Genomic DNA, 21,405 nt, shown 5'->3' on the forward strand with positions numbered 1-21,405 from the left:
GACCGCGCGACGCCCGCGGGCGCCGCGCGGTCACTGGTTTTTCATCAGCGTTTCGATCGACGACTTCGACGCGTTCACCACCCCCATCTTCGCTTCCATGTCGAGCTGCGTGCTGGCCAGTTCGTAGGTGAGGCGGATCGAGCCGGCGTTCATCTCGTTGAGGCTCATCTCGGGGGCGCGCTGCATGAATTCGGCCGCGTCGGTGACGCTGCGCTGCAGCTCCGCGTCCTGCGCGGCCACCAGCTTCGAGGCGACTTCCAGCGAATGGCTCTGCTCGGCATGCGGCGGCGCCATCGAGGGCTTTTCCATCAGCGCCTTGAACTTGTCGGCCGCGGCGGGCGAACCGCTCGCGGCTTCCGGCTTCGAGAGGGCCTCGAGCGACGCGCGCAGCGCCGCGGAATGGTCGATGGCGGTCATCGGCGTTCTCCGTGCGGGGAAGAAAGCTCGCTCAGGCGCGCAGCGCGACGCCGAACGGCAGCGATTCGATGCCGGCCGACGGCGGCTGGCCGACCGGCGCGACGTCGGGCTTGTCGCCGCGGGCGGCCAGCTCCTCGTTGAGCTCCTCAACCGAGGCGGGCGTGATGAAGGTGCTGCCGTTGCGGCTCGCCTGCACCGCGTTGACGAGCTCCTCGCGCGCATGCAGCGCCTTGACCAGCGAGACGGTGTCGCGCGTCGGGCTGCCCTCGAGCACCTCGTTGGCCACCATCTTCCAGTCCGAGTCACCCTTGGTGGACAGGCAGAACGCCAGCAGCGCCTTCGCGTAGGCGAAGCGCGGCGCGCTCTCGCTGACCTCGCGCAGCACCAGGATCGCATCGTCCCAGTGGTTGCGCACCATGTGCAGGATGCCGTCGAGCATCTGGATTTCCGGCACCTTCGGGCGCAGCACGCGCAGCGCGTCGAGCATCAGCTCGATGTCGTAGGGATCGACCGACACCTTCGGGAAGGTCTGCAACAGCGCATCGGAGGCCGTCTCGATCAGTCCTCCGACGATCTCCGGGCTGCAGTTCAGGTAATCGGGTGTGGCGTTGGTCATCGCGCATTCTCCTGGCGGTATTCTTCGCGCCGCGCTCGGGGTCGATCGGACGCACGACGGAACCTTAGCAACCGGCCGTGCCGCGCGCGGGGCGCGATGCGAAGCGGACGCGCCGAAAGCGAAGCCTGCCGAGAGCGGCCGCGGCGGCGGCGCGCGGGCCCCGCCGCCCGCCTCGCACGCGCCCCGCGCACAATGCCCAAAGCCGCGCCGGGCAACGGTTGCGCCGCGCCGCGGCGGCCCTGGGCGGGCCGCCGTCACGCAGGCAGTCGCCGCCCGCCGCGCGAGACTTCGCATGCGCAGCGCCCGATTCGCGTCGGCGGGCCTGCCGGCCGGCCCGCACGGCTATCTTCGTCCGACCGGCCCGCTCTGGCGCCGCGCCCCGCCGCGCGAGCGGCCCCCCGCCACCCAGTCCGCCTCCGGGCCGACGCGTCTGCGACGAAGCACCGAGCGATGAGCGACGAAAAAACCGAAGAGCCAACCGACAAGAAGCTGCGCGACGCCCGCAAGGACGGCCAGGCGTCGAAGAGCTCGGACCTGGCCGACGCGATCTCGATGACCGCCGCGATCGGCTTCGTGATCGCCGCGAGCGCCCACCTGCGCGATTCGATGCGTCAGCTGGTGGTCAGCGCGCTCGACTTCGTGAGCACCGACCACTCGCTGCCCGACATGTTCGACCGGCTCTACCGGTTCGGGGGCATCGCGCTTTTGGCGGTGGTGCCGCTCGCGCTGGCCGCGGCGCTCGCCGGCGTGATGGGCTCGGCGATGCAGGTCGGGCTGCAGATCGCGCTCAAGCCGGTGATGCCGAACCTGAACGCGCTGAACCCGGGCGAGGGGCTCAAGAAGATCTTCTCGATGAAGACGGTGATCGAGACGGTCAAGATGCTCGTCAAGGCCTCGCTGATCTTCGCCGTGATGTGGGTGGTGGTGCGCGGCCTGATCCCGCTGGTCTCGGGCGCGATCTACCAGCCGCTCGCCGAACTCTCGGCGATGTACTGGGGCATCCTGCTCAAGCTGATGATGATCGCCGCGGTGATCTTCGTGCTGGTGGGCGCGGCCGACGTCAAGCTGCAGAAGATGCTGTTCATGAAGCAGATGAAGATGTCGAAGGACGAGGTCAAGCGCGAGCACAAGAACGACGAGGGCGACCCGATGATCAAGGGCGAGCGCCGCCGCATCGCGCGCGAGATGGCCAACGCCCCGCCGCCGCGCATGGCGCGCGCCAACGTGGTGGTGGTCAACCCCACCCACTATGCGGTGGCGCTGCGCTACGCGCCCGACGAGCACCCGCTGCCGGTGGTGATCGCCAAGGGCATGGACGAGGCCGCCGCCGCGATTAGGCGCGCCGCCGCCGAGGCCGAGGTGCCGATCGTCGGCAACCCGCCGGTGGCGCGCGCGCTCTACAAGGTCGGGCTCGACGAGCCGATCCCCGACGCGCTGTTCGAGACCATCGCCGCGATCCTGCGCTGGGTCGACTCGATCGGCGCGGCCCGCCGCGACACGCAACACTGACCGCCGAGAGCCGGAGCCACGATGCTGAAGTCCCTGAAACTCCCCGCCGGCGGCGAAATCGGCATTGTCGCGCTGGTGGTGGCGATCATCTCGCTGATGATCCTGCCGCTGCCGCCGCTGCTGATCGACATGCTGCTCGGCCTGAACATCACCATCAGCGTGACGCTGCTGATGATCACCATGTACGTGCCCGACATCTCGGCGCTCTCGGCGTTCCCGTCGCTGCTGCTGTTCACCACGCTGTTCCGGCTCTCGCTGAACATCGCCTCCACCAAGTCGATCCTGCTGCACGCCGAGGCCGGCAACATCATCGAGAGCTTCGGCAAGCTGGTGGTGGGCGGCAACCTGGTGGTGGGCCTGGTGGTGTTCGCGATCATCACCACCGTGCAGTTCATCGTGATCGCCAAGGGTTCGGAGCGGGTGGCCGAGGTGGGCGCGCGCTTCACGCTCGACGCGCTGCCCGGCAAGCAGATGAGCATCGACGCGGACCTGCGCGCGAACCTGCTCACGCCGGAGGAGGCCAAGCGCAAGCGCGCCACGCTGGCGGTGGAAAGCCAGCTGCACGGCGGCATGGACGGGGCGATGAAGTTCGTGAAGGGCGACGCGATCGCGGGCCTCATCATCACGATGATCAACATCCTGGCGGGCATCGCGGTGGGCGTGGCCTACCACGGCATGTCGGCCGGCGACGCGGCGAACCGCTTCTCGGTGCTGTCGGTCGGTGACGCGATGGTCTCGCAGATCCCGTCGCTGCTGCTGTCGGTGGCCGCCGGCGTGATGATCACGCGGGTGGCCGACGAGCGCCAGGCCAAGCAGCGTTCGCTCGGCGACGAGATCGGCCACCAGCTCGGCTCGAGCAGCCGCGCGCTGTTCTTCGCCGCGGTGCTGCTGCTGGGCTTCGCGATCGTGCCGGGCTTCCCGTCGCTGCTGTTCGTGCTGCTGGCCGCGGCGCTGTCGTTCGCGGGCTACCGGCTGTCGGTCAGGAAGCCCTCGTCGCGCGACAGCGAGCATGGCGGCGCCGAGACGCTCGCCTCGATGCAGCGCGTGGGCGCCAAGACCGAGGTGCCGCCGATCCTGCCGCGCGCGCCGCAGTTCGCCTGCGCGGTGGGCGTGCGGATCTCGCCCGACCTGGCCGCGAAGCTGGCCATGCCCACCCTCGACGCCGCCTTCGAGGCCGAGCGCGCGGCGCTGCAGGAGGCGCTCGGGCTGCCGTTCCCCGGCATCACGATGTGGGTCCACGCGCCGCTGCCGGTCGCCACCTTCGAGATCCTGATCCACGACGTGCCGCATCTGATGGTGACGATGCCGCCCGGCAAGGCGATGCTGCCCGACCTGCGCCTGGTGCCGGCCGAGGTCGCGGCGGCCTCGGCCGAGAAGCTGCTGGCGCTGGCCGAGAAGGCCGAGGACGGCCCGCCGGTCGATTCGGCCGGCACGCCCACGCGCTGGATCGACGAGCGCGCGGTGCCGGCCAAGACGCCGGTGTGGCGCACCGAGCAGATCATCGCGCACGCCTGCGTGGCCGCCATGCGGCGCCACGCGACGCTGTTTCTCGGCATCCAGGAGGTGCAGTGGATTCTCGACCAGCTCAGCCATGACGCGCCGGGCCTGGTGGCCGAGGTGCAGAAGGTGCTGCCGCCGCAGCGGATCGCCGACGTGCTGCGCCGGCTGCTGGAGGAACAGGTGTCGATCCGCAACGTGCGCTCGATCATGGAGAGCCTGATCGCCTGGGGCGCCAAGGAAAAGGACATGCTGATGCTCACCGAGTACGTGCGCGGCGATCTCTCGCGCTTCCTCGCGCACCGCGCCGCCAAGGGCGAGCGGCAGCTCTCGGCGGTGCTGTTCGACATGCAGGCCGAGCAGCACATCCGCGCCGCGATCAAGCAGACGCCGACCGGCAACTTCCTCGCGCTGCCGCCCAACGACGCCGCGTTCCTGATCGACCGGATCCAGTCGTTCGTCGGCGCCGCGCCGCGCGAGGGCGTGGTGCTGGTCACCTCGATGGACATCCGCCGCTACGTGCGGCGCATGATCGAGTCGCGGCTCGGCTGGCTGTCGGTCTATTCGTACCAGGAACTGGGCGAGCACGTCGAGCTCAAGCCCGTCGGCCGCGTGACGCTGAGCGCATGACGGCCATCGATTCGCGCACCGCGCGCGTGATCCCCGGCACCGCCGCCGACGAGCCGGGCGGCGCGCGCGAGCGGCGCTTCGACTACGCGTCGCTGGCCGCGCGCCGCGCGCCGCACCGCCTGCCCGCGCGCGGCCAGCCGCAGCAGGATGGCCGCGAGGCGCCCGACGAGGAGGCCGGCCAGGCCGGGATCGCGCTCTACTTCGACCCGCGCACGGCGCCCGACGAAAGCGCCGCCGCGCCACCGGCGCCGCCCGCGGTGCCCATGCCGTCCGTGCCGCCCATGCCCGAGGACGCCCGGGACAGCCTCCGCTCGCGCGTGGAGCGCGCCGCCGTGCCGGTGGTGTCGGCCGTCTACATGCACCAGCAGCAGTATCTGAAGGTGCTCGGCGTGCTCACGCGCGAGATCGCCGCGTTCTGCGGCGACCCGGCCATCGCCGGTGCCGGCAACTGGGAGGCCCAGATGACGCTGGACCCGGCGCTGCTGCCGCATACGCGGCTCGCGCTGTCGCTTTCGCGTTTCAGTCTCCGACTTCGGTTCGACGCGCAGGACCCGGCCTCGCGCGACTTACTCTTGACCCACAGCACGATGCTCCAGCGCGAGCTGGCCGACACGCTGCGCGCGTGGGGCGAACTCCGCGACATCGAACTCACCGTCTGGTAACCGATTCCCGCATGGCCGACTTTCTCACCGCGACGACGAGCGACGGCGACGCGAGCGCAGTGCCTGCCCGCGCGCCCACGGCGCCGGCCGCCCCGGCGGCGCCCCCGGCCGTGGCGCCGCGCGCCGGCATCGCGCCCGATGCGCGCGCCGGCGGCGCGCCGATCGCGCGTGCCGTGCCGCGCCGGATCGACAGCGCCACCGCGCGCCTGACGCAGACGCTCCACGACACGCGCCTCGGCGCGGCGGTGCTGGCCGCCACCGGCGCCGCCGTGCTGCAGGCGGCGCCGCTCGCGGGCCGCGCCGGTGCGGCGCCGGCCGCGCGCGATCCGGCCGTGATCGAGCTGTCGCTCGCCGCGCCGGGCGCCGCGCCGCGGCCGGTGTTCGTCGAGCTCGACCTCGACGAACACCCGGCGCTCGCGATCGTCGCGTGGCCCGAGCGCGCCGGCGCGCCGGGCGGGCCGGTCATGCTGGCGCCGGGCGGCGCCGAGCTCGCGCTGCGCCAGACCGTGGCCGGCGTGCTGCTCGATCCGCTCGCCGCCGCGCTGGCACGGCTCGGCTTCGACGCGCCGCGCGTGGTCTCGGTCACGCGCCGCCCGCTCGCCGACTGCGTGGCCGATCTCGACCTCGACCTGCCGCCCGCGGCGCTGTCGGTCGGATTCGGCGAGACCCGCATCGATTGCACCGTGGCCCTCGGCAGCGCCACGCTCGCGACCCTGGACGCGCTGATCGCTCGCACCCCGAGCGACGCCTGGCGCACGGCGTTCCCCGCGCTGACCCTGCCCGGCAGCGCGATCGTCGGCACGCGCAGCTTCGCGGTCGACACGCTCGCCGCGCTCGAGCCCGGGGACGTGCTGCTGCGCTGTCTGTTTCCAACCTTCGACGCGGCCTCGCTGCAGGCCGGCGGCCGCGGCGAGCGCACCCAACCGCGCGTCGTCGCGACCTGGGGGGCGCGCGGCCACGCCCGCGTCCACGCGGCAGCCGTGCTCGACGGCCGGTCGCTCACCTTAGATCAGGAGTGGTACATGTCCGACGAACTCGATTCGACCCGCGCCGACCTCGGCCTCGCGACGGATCGCCCCGACGAGGCGATCACGGTCGGCAAGGTCGAGCTACCGGTACAGTTCGAGATCGACACGGTCGCGCTGCCGCTCGACCAGCTGTCCTCGCTCGGGCCGGGCTACGTGGTCGAGCTGCCGGTGCCGGCCGCCGACGCGCAGCTGCGGCTGGTGGTACACGGCCAGACGGTCGGTTTCGGTGAGCTCGTGACGGTCGGCGAGCATCTTGGCGTACGCATCATCAGGATGGCCCATCGGCATGGTTCAGTTCAGTGACATTACCGGGCTGCTGCTGGTCGTCATCGCGATCAGCCTGCTGCCCTTCGTGGCCATGGTGGTCACCTCCTACGCGAAGGTCGTGGTGGTGCTCGGCCTGCTGCGCAACGCGCTCGGCGTGCAGCAGGTGCCGCCCAACATGGTGCTCAACGGCATCGCGATCCTGGTCTCGCTGTACGTGATGGCGCCGATCGGCATGCAGGCATCGAAGTCGCTGGAAGGCCAGCAGCTCGCCTCGCAGCCGTCGCAGGCGCTGATCCAGGCGTTCGGCGCGGCCCGGGAGCCGTTCCGCGCGTTCCTCGAGAAGCACACGCAGGAGCGCGAGAAGCGCTTCTTCCTGCGCTCGGCCGCCGTGGTGTGGCCCAAGGAGCAGGCCCAGCAGCTCTCCGAGCATGACCTGATCGTGCTGGCGCCGTCGTTTACGCTTTCCGAGCTGACCGACGCGTTCAAGATCGGCTTCCTGCTCTACATCGCGTTCATCGTGGTCGATCTCATCATCGCCAACGTGCTGCTCGCGCTGGGCCTGAACCAGGTCACGCCGACCAACGTCGCGATCCCGTTCAAGCTGCTGCTGTTCGTGGTGATGGACGGCTGGTCGACGCTGATCCACGGCCTCGTGATGACCTACAAGTAACCAGGAGGCTCGACGATGGACGTCGATTCGCTGATCCGCTTCACCACCGAGGGCATGCTGCTGTGCCTGACCGTGTCGCTGCCGCCGGTGATCGTCGCCGCCGTGGTCGGCCTCGGCGTGTCGTTCGTGCAGGCCATCACGTCGCTGCAGGACCAGACGCTGCCCCAGGTGATCAAGCTGGTGGCCGTGACCATCACGATCGTGATCGCCGCGCCGGTGTGCTGCGCGGCCGTGCTGCACTTCGCGAATCAGTTGATGCGCACCGCGGTGCCGCTGTAACGGCAAGGAGGCTTCGATGGCAATCAATCGCGCCCCAGGCAGCAACGCGCAGGCCAACGCCACGAGTCAGGCGCGCCTGGCCGACGCGCAGCAGAACGCCGCCGGCAAGGAAGCCGCGCGCGCGGCGCAGCGCGCCACCAGCTACAACGGCACGCTGTTCACCAACACCAGCCAGGCCCAGAACGGCAACCCGGCCGCGCCGCGCAAGTTCGCGAATCTCATGCGCAACAGGAAGCGCGCGAACCTGGCGCGCGCCCGGCGCAATACCGTGAACGGCGCCGGGGACGACGAGGGCGCCGAGGTGCAGGTCAGGCAGGACGAGATGGACGCGCTCAACGGCGGCCGCGGCGGTGGCGGCGGGCGCCAGCAGGAGCAGCACGAGCAGGCCGAGATCGGCGCGGCGGGCGGCGACGCGGCGGCGCCGGGCACGCGGCCGGCCTCGGCGCAGGCCGCGCCGCCCAGCCGGCTCGACGCGGTCGCGGGCAGGTTCGGCCCCGGCGAGGAGGCGCAGCGCGCCGAGGCGGTGCGCAACGCGTGGCACGACTCGGTGCGCGAGCTGTTCCAGACCGCCGGCGACCGCGAGGCCGGGCCGTGGGCGATGCGCCTGAACGCGCTGACGGTGGCGCTGCAGCAGATCGAGATGAAGATCGGCCCGGTCGGCGCGGGTGGCGTGCAGGTGCTGCGCGAGATGCTGCAGCACGTGGGCCAGGGCGGCGGCGGTGAGTCGTTCCACCATATCCTGCCGCTCGCGATGCTGCGCGCCTCGTACCGGGCCGGCGGCCCGCCCGGCGAGGCGCCCGGCGCCGCGCCGCTGCGCGGCCGGGCGCGGCGCGGGCGCGGCGGCGCGCTTCAGCAGAGCGTGGGAGCGGGGCTGGCCGAGCGGGCGGCGAAGGCGGCGCAGGAGAACAAGGCTTGAGGGCTCGGGCGCAGGGCGTCCCGCTCGCGCCGCGTTTCATGGGCGCCAATCGCACCGGCCGCGCCGGCCTCATCCAAGCGCTGCCTCCGCTCGAGGCCATGGCGCCCATTCGCGCCAAGCGCGGGGGCCTCTGTCAAAGCCCGTCGTGGTGCAGCCGATCGCGGTGACGGCCATCACAAATCTCGTCAGCCCTTGCAGGCTGCCGGTATCGCCGCACTGCTCGCCCGCCGCGGTGCCCGCGCAGCAACCGCTCCGGCAAGGCCCGCTGGCTCGCCGAGCGCGGCTGCGCGCGGCTTCTCAACGTCAGGCGCGCGCGCATTCGCTTCGCGCGCCTGGTCTGCCGACACGGGGCGCTGATGACAATCGCCGCCTGGATCAGCGGCTGGCGACAGCCTCGACAATCATTCTGCCGGCGCCTCCCACCGCGCCGTCACGCCGAAGCCAGGCGCGTCGGCGGCCGGGCATCCGGCCATCGCACGCGAGCCTTCCCGCGGGAAGCCGCCCCGTCATGCCTTGAAACAGCGCTCGCCTCACGGATTTCGAGGCGCGCTCGCGGCGGCGATCCGTGGGCGCGGCCGATCCGGAGGCGTAGGAAAAATGCCCCGCCGGCCGCCCGCTTCTGCGTTCGCATAGCGCGTTCTCGCTTCGCATTCGTCGCCCGCCGCCGTGGGCCGACCGCCTACAGTAGCCGCAACGAAAGCTCGGGCGCTGACCCAATTCGACGGACCCATGAAACTGCTGCGGATTCTGACCGGCACCCACGCAGGCGCGCAATTGCAGCTCGCGCCCGGCGCGCACCGCATCGGCACGGACGACGCGGCCGACATTCGCCTGACCGACTGGCGCGGTGCGGATCTGTGGCTGACGGTGAGCGACGCGGGCGTGGTGTCGGCGCAGGCGGTCGCCTCGCCGACAGGCGCCGTCGATCCGGGCGCCGCCAGCGGCCCGCTCGAGCAGATCCTGCTGGTGGACTTCGTGCCGATGCAGTTCGAAGGCACGATCCTCTGCGTGGGCGACGAGCACGGCGTCTGGCCGTCCGACTACGAACTGCTCTCGACGCTGCTGGCCGCCAAGCCGGCCGCGAAGGCCTCGCCGCTGCGGCGCCGCTATCTCGGCATCGCGGCGGCCTGCTTCTGCGTGGGCGCGGTGATCGTCACGGTCTCGGTGCTGTCCACCGCGCAGATGAGCCGCGCGGCGCTGCCGCCGAACGCCGGCGATCACGCGCGCCGCGTCACCGAGGCGCTGGCCGCCGCCCACATCGACGGCCTGAACGCGCATGCGGTGGGCGACACGGTGGTGGTCACCGGCATGCTGGGCAGCTCGGCCGACGACACGGCGGTGCGCCAGCTGCTGAACCGCCTCGCGATCACGCAGGTCGCGCGCCAGTACGACGTGGCGCCCGAGGTGGCGCGCAGCATCGAGGATTCGCTCGGCGTGCCGGGTGCACGCGTGCAGTACGGCGGCGCGGGCCGCTTCGTGATCAAGGGCTCGGTGGGCAACAAGAACGCACTCGATGCGGCAATCGCGCGGATTCGCGCCGATCTCGATCCGAACGTGAAGGACGTCGTCGCTGACGTGTCGGAATCGTCGGGCGGCGCCACCGCCTCGGACGGCCTGGCCTACTCGGAAATGCTCTCGGCCGACGGCGTGCAGTACGCGCAGACGCCCGACGGCGTGAAGCACATCTACGCGTCGGACCTGCCCGAGGCCTCCGGCGCCGCGGCGGCGGGCACCGCGCAAGGCCCGCGTGCGGCGCACGGCAGCGGCGCGGACCACGGCGTCGGCGCACCGGCGAGCGTCGCCGCGAACGGCGCGCCCCACGGGGCCGATGCAGGCGACGGGGCCGGCGGCGACGGCGGCGCCGACCCGGCCGCGACAGCCGACGCCGGCCAGACCGCCGGCAGCGGCGACGGCGCGCATGCCGGCGCGAAGCGCGCGGCGCCGCAACCCAAGACCGCCGACGAATTCGTGCCGCTGCCGCACGCGTTCGCGGCGCCACCGAATCCGCCGGTGCTCGCATCGGCCAACGTTCCCGACGCGCCGCCGGCGCGTGGGGCCGAACCATCGTCCCGGCCGCCGGCTTCGCCGATCGCGAGCTGAGCCCGGCACGTCATTCACAGGGATAGGTCATGTACGAATTGCTCGAACCGTACGCCAAGGATTTCAACGACATCCGCGCGCTGCTGAATGCGCCGGACAGCCAGGCGCGCGTCAACGCGCTGCGCGCCGCGCTCGACGCCACCGCCGAGAGGATCGGCGCGACCCCGTCGAGCAACGAACTCGACCGCAGCAACCTGGCCAAGCTGTATCGCGGCTTCCTGGCCACCTCGCGCGCGCTCGCGAAGCTCCAGGAGCAGCGCGCGAGCGCGTCGTAATCGATTCGCTGGCGGCCCGCCGCCTTCGAAAGCCGCCGGCTCCGCGCCCCGGGCAACCCGCCCGGCAAGGAACGGCACCTATGCGCAGTTGCAGTATCCGTGACTATCGCAATCGACTCTTTTCACAACGCGAGGTAACACACTATGGCAAATCCCATCAATACCGCCAGCAGCGTCTTCGGCGGGGCCTCCAGCATGGCCAGCACGGCCGGCAACGCCATCGGCGGCGCGGCCGCAGCGGCTTCGGGCGGCGCGAGCGCCGCGTCGACGGAAGCGCAGATGCAAGGCATCAGCGACCAGATGAACCAGATGACGCTCGCATCGGCCCAGATGCAGCTGCAACAGAGCATGGCCGCGGCCCTGTCGAACGTCATGAAAAGCGGCGCGAGCAACGTCAAAAGCGCATCGCAAGGCGGCTGATGACGCCAGCCGGCGTCGCGTCACGCGACGCCATCGCGGCGGCCGCACCCATCCCCGGGCGGCCGCCCCTAGCGCTTTGCGTTTGACCTCGTCCCAGATCCGCACATCGCATGAGCTCCGACCGATATACCTGGCTGATCGAGGATCTGTGTGCCGTGATCGGCCTGCCCGACGTCCAGAACGTGCTGACCACGCGCGCGATCGAGGTCGAGGGCTTCGACGTCCGCCTCGATTATTTCGACAACGACATCGACGCGATGTATGCGAATTTCCATTACGGCGCCGTCACCGCCGGCCGGACACTGACGATCTTCCGGCTGATGCTGGAAGCGAACCTGCTGGTCTACGCACAAGATCAGGCGCAAATGGGGATCGACACAGATACCGGGAACGTGGTACTGATACTGCGCATTCCGTTCGACAGCGGCGTGGATGGCGCGGAACTGGCCGACCTGCTCGCGCATTACGCGGAACACGGCCGCTACTGGCGGCGCAACATCATGGAATCGAGCGACGAAATGTTCGACGGCATCGCCTCCGGAGAGTACATCTGGCTGCGCGCATGACCGCCTAGACGCCGCTCGGCCGATCAACCCGAGGCAGGCCTCCCGCGCAGTTCCCGATGTCGAAATCCGCTTCCCAGCGTGCGCCCACCCGGCGGCACGCCACGGCGCCGTCCGACACCCCGGGCGGCCGCACCATCGCCTTTTCCCGCTTCTGGCTGCTGCGCGACGCGGGCCTGCTGATCGCCGACGGCGAGATCGTCTCGCTCGGCGCGCGCCCCCTCGCGATCCTGATCCGGCTGATCGACGCGAACGGCCGCGCGGTGTCGGTGGCCGCCTTGCGCGAGGCGGTCTGGCCCGGGCTCGAGGTCGACGTCAACACCGTCCAGTCGCAAATCTCGGCACTGCGCCGCGCGCTCGGCGAGGATCGCGACCTGATCGAGACCGTGCCGGCCCGCGGCTACCGGTTCGCGGGCGACCTGCGCATCGTCGAGCCGCCCGACGGCGCCGAGCCCGCCGCCGACCCGGCCGCGCCCGCCGACCCGCTCCCGCCCGAACCCGCGCCGCCCGCCGCCGCGCCGCTCGCGCGCAACACGCTCGCAGCGGCCCAGCCGCACGACCCGGCCGCGTTCGTCGGCCGCCATGCCGAGCTGGCCGAACTGCTCGCGACGGTGCCCGGCGCCCGCATCCTCACGCTGACGGGCGCGGCCGGGATCGGCAAGACGCGGCTCGCGATCGAGGCCGCGCGCAGCCTGGCCCCGCAATTTCCCGACGGCGTGGCGTATGTGCCGCTCGCCACGCTGTCGGCGCCCGACCGGCTGGTCCACGCGATCGCCGACGCGCTCGAGGTCGACACGCGCGGCGGCGAGATCGATGCCGCGCAGCTCGCCGAGGCGCTCGGCGAACGGCGCCTGCTGATCGTGCTGGACCACGCGGCGCCGCTGCGCCACGCGGTGGCGCGCGCGGCCGAGCGGCTGGCCGCCGCCACGCCCGGCGTGCACCTGCTGATCACCAGCGACACCGCGCTCGCGATCGGCGGCGAGCGCGCGATGGCGGTGGCACCGCTGGGCGTATCGGCCGACGCGCACCAGCCCGACGACATCGGCAACAGCGACGCGCTCGCGCTGTTCTTCACCGCGTTCGAGCGCCGCCAGCGCCGCGACGGCACCACCGCGCCGGCCCGGCTGCCGGCCGATGCGCTGGCCGCGGCCGCCTCGATCTGCGCAAGCCTCGACGGCATGCCGCATCCGGTCGAGCTGCTGGCGGCCGATATCGCCGCCAGGCTGGCCTCGAACGGCGACGTGCGCGCGGCGTTCGTGGCCTGCGCGACCGAGCTCGACGGCTTCCTCGCCCAGCGCACCGGCTCGCGGCGCCGGCTGCTGCCGCACGCGGACCTGCAGCTGGCCTGCCTCGATTTCGTCTACGGCAGGCTCGACGCGGGCACCCGCACGGTGCTGCGCCGCCTCGGCCTGTTCCACGGCGCGTTCGAGGAAGGCGCGGCGGCCGAGCTGCTGGTGGCGTTCGATCGCGCGCTCGGCCTCGACGACACGCCCGCCGAGACCACCCGCCAGCGGCTGCGCCAACTGGTGGGCGCCGGCCTCGTCGAGGACGTCGAATGCGACGGCGAGATGCGGCTGCAACTGCCGCCCTCGGTGCGCCGCTTCGCGCTGACCACGCTCGCGCGCACGCCCGAGCGCGCCACGCCCGGCGCGCTGCACGCGGCACTGGTGGCGCGCATGGTGGCGCGCCGCTTCGGCGCGGGGCCGTTTCTCGCGCCGCCCACCGTGCGCCACGACCTGGCCGACCTGCGTGCCGCGCTCGAGTGGGCGATCGACGCCGGCAAGCCGGAGCTCGGCGCGGACCTGCTCGACCACTCCGCGCCGCTCTGGGTGCGGCTCTCGCTCGGCGACGAGTACGTGGGATGGGCGCGGCGGGTGGCCGTGTGCGGCAACGGCGGCGAGCTCCGGCGGATCCGCCCCGAGATGCGCGTGGCCGCCGCGCTCGCCAACGCGCTCACCTGCAAGCGCAACGCGGCCAGCGAAGCGGCGCTGCAATGGCAGCGCGCCTACGAGATCGCCAGCGCCTGCGCCGACAATTCCACGCGGCTGCGCGCGCTGCTGCACCTGTTCTTCCGCGCCCAGATCCGCGGCGAAACCGACCGCACCCGCGAACACGCCCGCAAGTACACCGAGATCGCCGATGCCGCGCGCTGGCCCGCCGCGCAGCACAACGCGCGGCTGATCGAGGGCATGCTGCGCGCCTATACCGGCGACCTGCACATGGCGATCCCGCTGCTGGCCGGCGCCAACGGCGCGCATCCCGACGTGATCCGCGAGGCGCGCGCGCTGGCCACGCGCCACGGCCTGTCGCTGCACCTGATCGCGAGCGCCGCGCTGTCCACCGTGCAGTGGCTGGTGGGCGGCAAGCCGCGCGACGGCGAAATTCCCGAGCTGGCCGCCCCCGACAACGAGCCGATGTCGTGCTGCGTCGCGCTGCGCCACGCCTGCGCGCTCGCCGTGGTCGAGGACGACGCGCCGCGCGCCGAGGCCTACGCGGCCGCGCTGGTCGAGCTGGCCAGTTCGTCCGCGCCGCGCCGCTGGCTGCGCACCGGCCTGGACGTGCAGCGCTGGCTGCTGGCCCGCCAGGGCGACCACGCCACCGGCCTGCAGCTGGTGGAGGAGATCGCCCAGCGCTTCGAGTCGCACCGCGTGCCGCCCGTCGATCTCGCGTTCGTGACCACGCTGATGCCGTCGATCGACTTCACGCGCCAGGGCGCGCTCGCGAACGCGCTCGCGCACGGCATCACGCAGGCCGTGCGGCGCGCCGATCGCACCGGCGAGCGCTGGACCAAGCCGTGGCTGCTGCATCTGCAGGGTGCGCTGTCGCGCGCGCGCGGCGAGCCGCGCGCCGTCACGCGGCGCAGCCTCACGCATGCGCTGCGCTGCGCGTCCGAACAGGGCGCCTATCGCATCGTCGAGCGGATTCGCGCCGATCTCGATGCGCTCGACGCAAGCATCGACGGCAATGACGGCGATTGAATCGAAATCCGCCCGATTGCTTCGGATCGCCCGACGCCGCTTCGCCCCGGAGCGCGGGTTTTACCCAATGGCTGTCACACACGTAAATTAACGTGGAGCTCCGTCCAGCCCACCGGGCCCATGCGCCGAAAACGCATGTCCCGCATGGAAATCCGGAGCTCAGATGTCGCTCAAGTCCGTCCTCGCCCGGCTCGGCGCAGCCGCCGCCGACCCGCGGCCGGCCGCCGATGCCCGGGGCATCCCCGGCGTCACGCACGCGCTGCCGACCCCGGCAACACCTCCCGCCGCGCCGCTGCCGCCCCGGCGCGACGCAACGCACGCGGACGCGCCCGCCACCCGCCACGCGCCGCCCCATCCGTCGCCGGCGCCCGGCCTGCCCGGCGCGGCCGCCGAGCAGGCACGGCGCCGGCAGGGCACGGACCGGCTGAGGGCCTTGTTCACGCGCGGCAGACCCGCTGCGCCCGGCGCCGCGCCGCAGCCGCCGAGCCAGTCGCCGGGGCTCGTGGCCAACGCCGTCGCGCACGTCAACGCGGCCGCCACCGATATCTCGACGCCGTTCTCGCAGCACTCGGACCGCCACCGCCCGCTTTCCGCGCAGCAGTACCGCACCGACGTCGCGCGCTACGCCGCCGATACCCGGGCCTCGCAGGCGGCCACGCTCGCGCGCAAGCAGCGCAAGCGCGTGGGCGACGCACTCGGCGCGGCGATGCCGGCGATCGCCGAGGACGGCCATGCCGACGCCGACCCGGCCGCGCTGCGGCTCGAATCGCTCGACACCCGCGCCGGCCTGAGCGTGCAGGTGCAGACCTGGTTCCCCGATCCCGCCGGCGCGCAGGCGAGCCGGCCGCTCGCCGAGCGGCTTGCCGGGCTCGGCGCGCCCGGGCGCGCGCCTGCGATGCTGCGCGGCGTGCTCAGCGCCAGTGCGCTGCGCGAGGCCGGCGTGAGCGACGCGGCACAGGCACACCAGGTGCTCGACGCGCTCGCTTCGCTCGACTTCTCGCGCATGGCCACGCAGACCAGCGCGCTGCCGGCCGGCGCCACGCGAGAGATCGACGCCACGCGCGCGCGCGCGTGGCTGGTGGCACGCGTGCTGTCGCGCACCGACGAAGGCTTCGACGCGCTAAGCGCGCTGCGCGGGCCAGGCCAGGCGCCGTCGCTCGCGCTGATGGCGCAGCGCGTCATGCTGCAGGCCGCCGACCATGCCGACCCCGGCCCGCACGACACGCTCACGGTCGCCACCGATCCGGCGCCGGGCGCGGTGCAGGCACGGCTGCTGGCAGGGCCGGACGCCGCCAGGCTGCCCGCGCGCGCCTTCGCGGCGGCCGCGATCGCGAACACCGGCGGCGCGACGCAGATGCGGCCCGATCAGAAGGGCGATTTTTTTGCGTGGCGCCAGCATTTCCGCGACGACGGCGCGGGCACGCCGCTGGCGATGACGCGCGAGCGTCTGCACCGCTTCACCGGCAAGACCCTCGAGCGCGCCGGCGAGAAACGCTGGAAGACCTTCGCCGCGCGCGCCATCGGCAAGCACCGCTCGCCGCTCGCCGCGGTGCGCAACGGCACGCAGGACGTCACGCGGCTGACCATCGCCAAGGAGCGCAAGGCGCTCGGCGAACTCGCCGAGCGGCGCGAGGCGCTGCTCGGCCTGCCGGCGATGCAGCCGGCCGCCACCCTCGCCCACGCGCAGCCCGCCCGCTCGCTCGTCGAGCTGGCCGCGCTGCACGTCTGGTTCGACAGCGGCGGCTTCAAGACCGGCAGGCCCGACGCCGCGCAGATGGAGGCCATCGTCGCGAAGGCCAGGCAGATGCGCGACCAGATCGCGAGACAGCCCGCCTCGCCCGCGCGCGACGCGTTCCTGCGCGACACCGAGGCCTGGGGCGGCAGGCACGCGCAGAGCCATGCTGCGTTCGCGGGCGTGGGCGACGTGCCCTTCGACCTCGACCGCCTGGCCGGCTGGGCGCAGCGCGCGCAGGTGGACGATCCGGCCTTCGTCGCCGAACTCGACGCGCAGATCGACGGCGAGCTGGCGGCGCTGAAGGCGAGCGCGAAGAACCTGCCGCGCTCGGTCGGCACGCCCGATCGCGAACACGTGGTGGACGCGCTCGGCGAGGTCGTCAAGCAGCTGCCGTCGGGCGCGCGGCTGCGCCTGCAGGACGGCAACCGCGCGGGCATCAGCACGCGCGGACTCTCGGCCAACTTCGGCAAGCTGCTCAACGCCACCGGCATCCCGCTCACCGCGCGCGTGGACGCACGCTACAACAAGAACCGCTGCGCGCTCGTCGAGTTCGCGCGCAGCAACTATGGCGCCGAGATCTTCGCGGGCACCGCCGACGGCAGCAGCTGGCAGGCCGGCGCCGGCATGCGGGTGGGCTACGACTTCGACGTCGGCCTGTCCTACGTGCGCGCCGGCGTGACCGTACAGGGCATGCTCTACCAGGCGGAGACCAACCGCCCGCGCGGCGTGTCGCTGCGCGTCACGCGCCGCGTCAAGGAAGACGGCAGCAACTTCGACGACAAGAGGCTCGAAACGAAATACGCCGGGCTCTTCAAGCATTTGGTCGACAGCTCCACCGAAGCGCCGGACCAAAGCGCCAGGGGCACCTGGAACCATCTCGCCGACCGCTACCTCGAGGACGAGGACGTCTCGGTGGGCTGGACCGACGGCACCGACAAGACCGCGCGCAGCGGCGCGACCTTCGACGTGGGCGTCTACGGCGGCATTCCGCACACGCCGCTGTCGGCCGGCATGGGCGTGGGCGTCGGCTATACGTCCACCCACCACCATGTTCGCGAACAGCGCGACCACGGCGGCTCGCTGCAGCTCGAACAGTACCGCTCGGGCGGCGGCTCGCAGTGGGTGGGCCGCCTCACCGCCGGCCTGAGCGGCTCGGTGCCGATCGGCACCAGGCCGCACACGGTCGGCCTCGGCACCACCTCGGTGGACACGCCCTCCGTCAACCTCGCGCTGCGCGACAGCGGCATCGAATCGCGCGTGCAGATCGCGCGCGACAACGGCGTGCTGATGCCGCGTTCGTGCATCGTCGATGTCGAATACCGCTCGCCGCGCCGGTTCACGCAGGCGATCGACGCACAGCGCGGCGCCTGGCTCGACCTCTACGCGCTCGACTCGCTGGCCAAGCAGGGCGTGACGATCGACACCGCCAGCGCCGGGCAATGGGCCACCGCGCACGCGCAGGCCGAGGCGAAGCTCGACAAGCTGCTCGGCGAGATACGCGGCAACGCGGCGCCGAATCAGACGTATTTCCACCGGTTCCGCCTGCGCAGCGACGCGGCAGCGCGCATCGACGCGCTCGCCGCCAGCGAAGCGGGCGGCCGGCCGAATCCGGCCGTGGCCCGCGAGATCAACCGGATCATGTCGGACCCGGCGTCGTGGATCGCGTCGGACCTGAAGGTCAAGGAAGTCAATTCGAGCGCCTCGCGCGCCGGCCTCAAAGCGGCACTGCACGTGAGCGCCGTCACGCAGGTGTCGGGCGAGCATGAGATCGTCTCGGAGACGGCCGACTTCGCGCAACTCGACGCGCTCGAGCGCTATCAGGCCGATCGCGCGGCGGCGCAAGCCGCGGCCGGCATCGAGGCCGCGGCGCAGCTGGAAGGCGAGGGCGAGGACGACGACGGCATCGCGCGCGGGGCCGGCGGGCCGTCGGGCGGGCCGGTGCCCGAGGGCGATGCTGCCGGCGGCGGCGGGCGCCGCCCGATGCCGCTACGCGCGCGGCACGCGCCCGGCACGGGCGATATCGACGATATCGTCGAAGCGGACGACGACGGGGACGTCTTCTACGACGCGCGGGAATCGTTCGACGACGCCCCGCCGAGTCCCTGACGGCGCGCCGCCGGGGCGCTCCAGCGCGGCGCGCCGGCTGGCGATTGACCGCCTCGGCGGCGCTCGCTATCGTGGTCGATCCCGCCGGACCCGGCGGAAACGACCACGCCCCCACCATGACCGATCTGTGCGACCGAATCTGGACCCTGCTCGAAGAAGGCGCCGGCGCCGGCCGCGAGCGCTCGCCGTTCACCATGCTGCAAGCGGCCACGCTCGGGCTCGACGGCGCACCGAAGGTGCGCACCGTGGTGCTGCGCGGCGCCGACCGCCAGGCGCGCACGCTGATGTTCCATACCGACGCGCGCGCCGCGAAGGTTGCCGAGCTGGCACGCGACGCGCGTATCGCGCTGGTCGGCTGCGATCTGGCCAACGGCCTGCAGATCCGTGTCGAAGGCACGGCGACCCGGCGCACCGATACCGCCGGGCGCCTCGCGATCTGGCGTGCCAGCCGCCCCCGCACGCTGGTTCTTTATCGCGCACCGCTGCCGCCGGGCACACCGGTTGCGACGCCGGCCGACGCGCAGCCGTGCGCCGCCGGCAACGACGCATCGCTCGACGGCTTCGAACATTTCGCCGTGTTCGACGTGCATGTCGCAGCGCTCGACTGGCTCGATCTATCCCGCGACGGCCACCAGCGCGCGCGGCTCGTGTTCGGCGCGAACGGCTGGCAGGCCGGCTGGATCGCGCCCTGATCGCGCCGACGGCGAAGACGCCGCGTTCGACGCGCGGCTCGCGCATCCGTGCGATACCCTGCCCGTCGGTCACCGCGTCGATCGCCGGCGACGGCGCGGTGCGGATGGTCAAGGCGGCGGACCGGCGGCTGGATGGACCGGTTGCGTCCGCAACGACCTGGACGGCGCACGGAACCGCCGGGAAGTCGGCGCGGCCGCCGAACGCGAGCGCGAGGCCGGGCGGCGGCCTCGAACGCATGCAAGCCGTGCAGGGCGCCGGGCGGCTCGTTCATCGAAGCGGGCATTCTCGCGCCGGGCCATGCCACGCAGGCGAAACACGAAGGCCGAAACGGCCACGCAATGGACATGATACCGACATGGGAATGACACGAAACGCGCCGACGCCGCGTGTGCTCCCCGGGCATCGGCACGCTTGCCCGCCCGATGGCCAGCATCGACGCCGTCGGGCTTTTTGGGGTGCCCGCAGGGCTGGTAAACTTGCACACAGGGCGCGATTCGCGCCACGCAGGCCAGGCGCGTCGCACCCGCGCGAACGTCGGAACCGTCCCGAGACGCAGGGACGGCAGGCCCTGACCGCAGGGCCGCGCAGCGCGCGTGTCACCCATGCCGTTGGCCGCATCATGCCTGCCCGTTTCCCATAGTGCCGCCGGCGTGCGAGGTGAGCCGGCCGCGACCCGACGAAGGTAGGCCAAGTGCAGAGCAGGACCGAAGTTTATTCGCTGCCTCGCGGCCGGCTGGCGAGATGGCTGACCGCGCCGGGCCAGGATACGCCGCACGAAATCCGTGTCGCGCTGGTCGGCACGTTGTTCGGTACGCTGCCGATCTTCTTCGGCGGTGTCTTCAACACGATCGCCGTGGCCTGGGTGATCGAGGCCCGCCATCCCACCGCCCTGTTCCGCTTCTGGCTGTGCGCCGAACTCCTCATCTGCGCCGTGCGCCTGGTCGTGCTGGTGATATCGCGCCGTCGCGCGCTGCAGCAGCGTCCCACGCCCACCGACCTCTACATCACGCTCGCGCCGCTATGGGGCGCGACGGTGGGCTATGGCGCGTTCGTCAGCGCAATCAGCGGCGACTGGGTGGCCGCCACGCTGTCGTTCCTGTCGGCCGCGGCCATGGTGGGTGGCATCTGCTTTCGCAACTTCGCGGCACCTCGCCTGGTGGCGGTGATGATCGTGCTTTCGCTGGGCCCCTGCGCAATCGGCGCGCTGCTGTCGGGCGAGCATGTGCTGCTGCTGACGCTGGTGCAGATCCCGTTCTACCTGTTCGCGATGAGCGCGGCCGCGCGCCGGCTCAACGCACTGCTGATCTCGACCATGAAGGCCGAGCGCGAGAATAGACACCACGCACGCCACGACATGCTCACCGGCCTGCTCAATCGCGCGGGCCTGTTCAACGCCGCCAACGGCGGCAAGCGCGCGCGCATCCGCGCGGGCATGACGCTCTTCTACCTCGATCTGGACGGCTTCAAGCCGATCAACGACGCCTACGGCCACGAGGCCGGCGACCGCCTGCTGGTGCAGGTAGCCGAGCGGCTGCTGAGGCTGGCCGGCAGCGACGCGCTGGTCGCGCGCATGGGCGGCGACGAGTTCGTGGTGGTTGGCGACTGCCGCGGCGAGGCAACGGCCCGCGAACTCGCCGGCGCAATCGCGCGCGAGATCGCGCGGCCGTTCGAACTCGCGCCCGGCATCCGCGTGCAGGTGGGCGCGAGTGTCGGCATCACGCCCGTGTCGGGCGAGGACACCGACATCGACGCACTGCTGCGCATCGCCGATGCGGCGATGTACGACGCCAAGCGCAACAAGAAGGGCGACCCGCCAACTACACACGCCGCGGCCTAGTTTCCAGCAGCTCGATCATGCGCGTGGTCGCCAGCATCTCGAGCACGCCCCTTTTTGCCTGGGCGCGGGCGGGCAACACGGTCTCGCGGTAGCGGCCGACGAGCGTCGCGGCCGGCTCGAGCCCGTCGGCCAAGCCGGAAGGTCCGTCCTGCCACGTCCGCGCGAGCCGCTCGGCGTCGTCGCGGGTCGGAAAGAGACGCTTGAACG

17 protein-coding genes and 1 pseudogene are annotated in these 21,405 nt (G+C 72.2%); 15 read left to right on the forward strand and 3 right to left on the reverse strand.

All coding sequences use genetic code 11. The features are described 5' to 3' along the window. Positions 1-30: 30 nt before the first annotated feature. Entirely contained in the window at positions 31-417 is a 387-nt protein-coding gene (locus KS03_RS01885; RefSeq protein WP_012733106.1) for a type III secretion protein HrpB2, read from the reverse strand. A 31-nt stretch (positions 418-448) separates the two neighbouring features. Beyond that, positions 449-1,033 (reverse strand): HrpB1 family type III secretion system apparatus protein, encoded by a 585-nt coding sequence (locus tag KS03_RS01890; RefSeq protein ID WP_012733105.1) that lies wholly within the window; start codon positions 1,031-1,033, stop codon positions 449-451. Positions 1,034-1,483: 450 nt separating this feature from the next. Here KS03_RS01890 and sctU point away from each other — a divergent pair, with 450 nt between their 5' ends. From sctU to KS03_RS01965, 15 genes are all read left to right on the forward strand, one after another. Continuing rightward, positions 1,484-2,542 carry a type III secretion system export apparatus subunit SctU gene (sctU, locus tag KS03_RS01895; RefSeq protein ID WP_012733104.1) on the forward strand — a complete coding sequence of 353 codons (1,059 nt, stop codon included), beginning with the start codon at positions 1,484-1,486 and terminating at the stop codon, positions 2,540-2,542. A gap of 21 nt (positions 2,543-2,563) precedes the next feature. Further along, the gene (sctV, locus tag KS03_RS01900; RefSeq protein ID WP_012733103.1) at positions 2,564-4,669 is read left to right on the forward strand and encodes a type III secretion system export apparatus subunit SctV; all 2,106 of its coding nucleotides are present in this window, start codon (positions 2,564-2,566) and stop codon (positions 4,667-4,669) included. After that, positions 4,666-5,331, forward strand: coding sequence for a type III secretion system protein SctP (sctP, locus tag KS03_RS01905; protein WP_012733102.1), 666 nt, complete (start codon positions 4,666-4,668; stop codon positions 5,329-5,331). Before sctV ends, sctP begins: the two co-directional genes overlap by 4 nt. A gap of 11 nt (positions 5,332-5,342) precedes the next feature. After that, complete coding sequence (gene sctQ, locus KS03_RS01910; RefSeq protein ID WP_052690852.1) at positions 5,343-6,662, forward strand: type III secretion system cytoplasmic ring protein SctQ; 1,320 nt, start codon at positions 5,343-5,345, stop codon at positions 6,660-6,662. Next, positions 6,646-7,296, forward strand: a complete 651-nt coding sequence (gene sctR, locus KS03_RS01915) for a type III secretion system export apparatus subunit SctR (RefSeq protein WP_012733100.1) — start codon at positions 6,646-6,648, stop codon at positions 7,294-7,296. Before sctQ ends, sctR begins: the two co-directional genes overlap by 17 nt. A 15-nt stretch (positions 7,297-7,311) precedes the next feature. Continuing rightward, entirely contained in the window at positions 7,312-7,575 is a 264-nt protein-coding gene (gene sctS, locus KS03_RS01920) for a type III secretion system export apparatus subunit SctS (protein ID WP_012733099.1), read from the forward strand. A gap of 16 nt (positions 7,576-7,591) precedes the next feature. Then, positions 7,592-8,491 (forward strand): hypothetical protein, encoded by a 900-nt coding sequence (locus tag KS03_RS01925; protein ID WP_039204540.1) that lies wholly within the window; start codon positions 7,592-7,594, stop codon positions 8,489-8,491. A gap of 729 nt (positions 8,492-9,220) precedes the next feature. Then, positions 9,221-10,591, forward strand: a complete 1,371-nt coding sequence (locus tag KS03_RS01930) for a type III secretion protein (RefSeq protein ID WP_012733098.1) — start codon at positions 9,221-9,223, stop codon at positions 10,589-10,591. Positions 10,592-10,620: 29 nt separating this feature from the next. Continuing rightward, positions 10,621-10,866 (forward strand): hypothetical protein, encoded by a 246-nt coding sequence (locus tag KS03_RS01935; RefSeq protein WP_012733097.1) that lies wholly within the window; start codon positions 10,621-10,623, stop codon positions 10,864-10,866. A 195-nt stretch (positions 10,867-11,061) separates the two neighbouring features. Beyond that, positions 11,062-11,286 (forward strand): hypothetical protein, encoded by a 225-nt coding sequence (locus KS03_RS01940; protein ID WP_169511087.1) that lies wholly within the window; start codon positions 11,062-11,064, stop codon positions 11,284-11,286. Positions 11,287-11,396: 110 nt separating this feature from the next. Continuing rightward, positions 11,397-11,852, forward strand: a complete 456-nt coding sequence (locus tag KS03_RS01945; RefSeq protein WP_012733095.1) for a CesT family type III secretion system chaperone — start codon at positions 11,397-11,399, stop codon at positions 11,850-11,852. A 56-nt stretch (positions 11,853-11,908) separates the two neighbouring features. Beyond that, the gene (locus KS03_RS01950; protein WP_012733094.1) at positions 11,909-14,827 is read left to right on the forward strand and encodes an ATP-binding protein; all 2,919 of its coding nucleotides are present in this window, start codon (positions 11,909-11,911) and stop codon (positions 14,825-14,827) included. A 163-nt stretch (positions 14,828-14,990) separates the two neighbouring features. After that, positions 14,991-18,668 (forward strand): hypothetical protein, encoded by a 3,678-nt coding sequence (locus KS03_RS31950; protein ID WP_012733093.1) that lies wholly within the window; start codon positions 14,991-14,993, stop codon positions 18,666-18,668. A 116-nt stretch (positions 18,669-18,784) separates the two neighbouring features. Continuing rightward, positions 18,785-19,360, forward strand: coding sequence for a pyridoxamine 5'-phosphate oxidase family protein (locus tag KS03_RS01960; RefSeq protein WP_012733092.1), 576 nt, complete (start codon positions 18,785-18,787; stop codon positions 19,358-19,360). A 692-nt stretch (positions 19,361-20,052) separates the two neighbouring features. Then, positions 20,053-21,198, forward strand: a complete 1,146-nt coding sequence (locus KS03_RS01965) for a GGDEF domain-containing protein (RefSeq protein WP_012733091.1) — start codon at positions 20,053-20,055, stop codon at positions 21,196-21,198. Here KS03_RS01965 and KS03_RS33280 read toward each other — a convergent pair. Beyond that, positions 21,194-21,361, reverse strand: a pseudogene (locus KS03_RS33280) (type VI secretion system protein TssA); the annotation flags it as partial. The gene KS03_RS01965 and the pseudogene KS03_RS33280 overlap by 5 nt on opposite strands. Positions 21,362-21,405 lie beyond the last annotated feature (44 nt).

Source organism: Burkholderia glumae LMG 2196 = ATCC 33617 (genome assembly GCF_000960995.1).
Taxonomy (GTDB): Bacteria; Pseudomonadota; Gammaproteobacteria; order Burkholderiales; family Burkholderiaceae; genus Burkholderia; species Burkholderia glumae.

Bases quoted from the DNA above. Each gene is read 5' to 3' on its own strand.
- KS03_RS01885 (WP_012733106.1), bottom strand. From the start codon at position 417: ATGACCGCCATCGACCATTCCGCGGCGCTGCGCGCGTCGCTCGAGGCC.
- KS03_RS01890 (WP_012733105.1), bottom strand. From the start codon at position 1,033: ATGACCAACGCCACACCCGATTACCTGAACTGCAGCCCGGAGATCGTC.
- sctU (WP_012733104.1), top strand. From the start codon at position 1,484: ATGAGCGACGAAAAAACCGAAGAGCCAACCGACAAGAAGCTGCGCGAC.
- sctV (WP_012733103.1), top strand. From the start codon at position 2,564: ATGCTGAAGTCCCTGAAACTCCCCGCCGGCGGCGAAATCGGCATTGTC.
- sctP (WP_012733102.1), top strand. From the start codon at position 4,666: ATGACGGCCATCGATTCGCGCACCGCGCGCGTGATCCCCGGCACCGCC.
- sctQ (WP_052690852.1), top strand. From the start codon at position 5,343: ATGGCCGACTTTCTCACCGCGACGACGAGCGACGGCGACGCGAGCGCA.
- sctR (WP_012733100.1), top strand. From the start codon at position 6,646: ATGGTTCAGTTCAGTGACATTACCGGGCTGCTGCTGGTCGTCATCGCG.
- sctS (WP_012733099.1), top strand. From the start codon at position 7,312: ATGGACGTCGATTCGCTGATCCGCTTCACCACCGAGGGCATGCTGCTG.
- KS03_RS01925 (WP_039204540.1), top strand. From the start codon at position 7,592: ATGGCAATCAATCGCGCCCCAGGCAGCAACGCGCAGGCCAACGCCACG.
- KS03_RS01930 (WP_012733098.1), top strand. From the start codon at position 9,221: ATGAAACTGCTGCGGATTCTGACCGGCACCCACGCAGGCGCGCAATTG.
- KS03_RS01935 (WP_012733097.1), top strand. From the start codon at position 10,621: ATGTACGAATTGCTCGAACCGTACGCCAAGGATTTCAACGACATCCGC.
- KS03_RS01940 (WP_169511087.1), top strand. From the start codon at position 11,062: ATGGCCAGCACGGCCGGCAACGCCATCGGCGGCGCGGCCGCAGCGGCT.
- KS03_RS01945 (WP_012733095.1), top strand. From the start codon at position 11,397: ATGAGCTCCGACCGATATACCTGGCTGATCGAGGATCTGTGTGCCGTG.
- KS03_RS01950 (WP_012733094.1), top strand. From the start codon at position 11,909: ATGTCGAAATCCGCTTCCCAGCGTGCGCCCACCCGGCGGCACGCCACG.
- KS03_RS31950 (WP_012733093.1), top strand. From the start codon at position 14,991: ATGTCGCTCAAGTCCGTCCTCGCCCGGCTCGGCGCAGCCGCCGCCGAC.
- KS03_RS01960 (WP_012733092.1), top strand. From the start codon at position 18,785: ATGACCGATCTGTGCGACCGAATCTGGACCCTGCTCGAAGAAGGCGCC.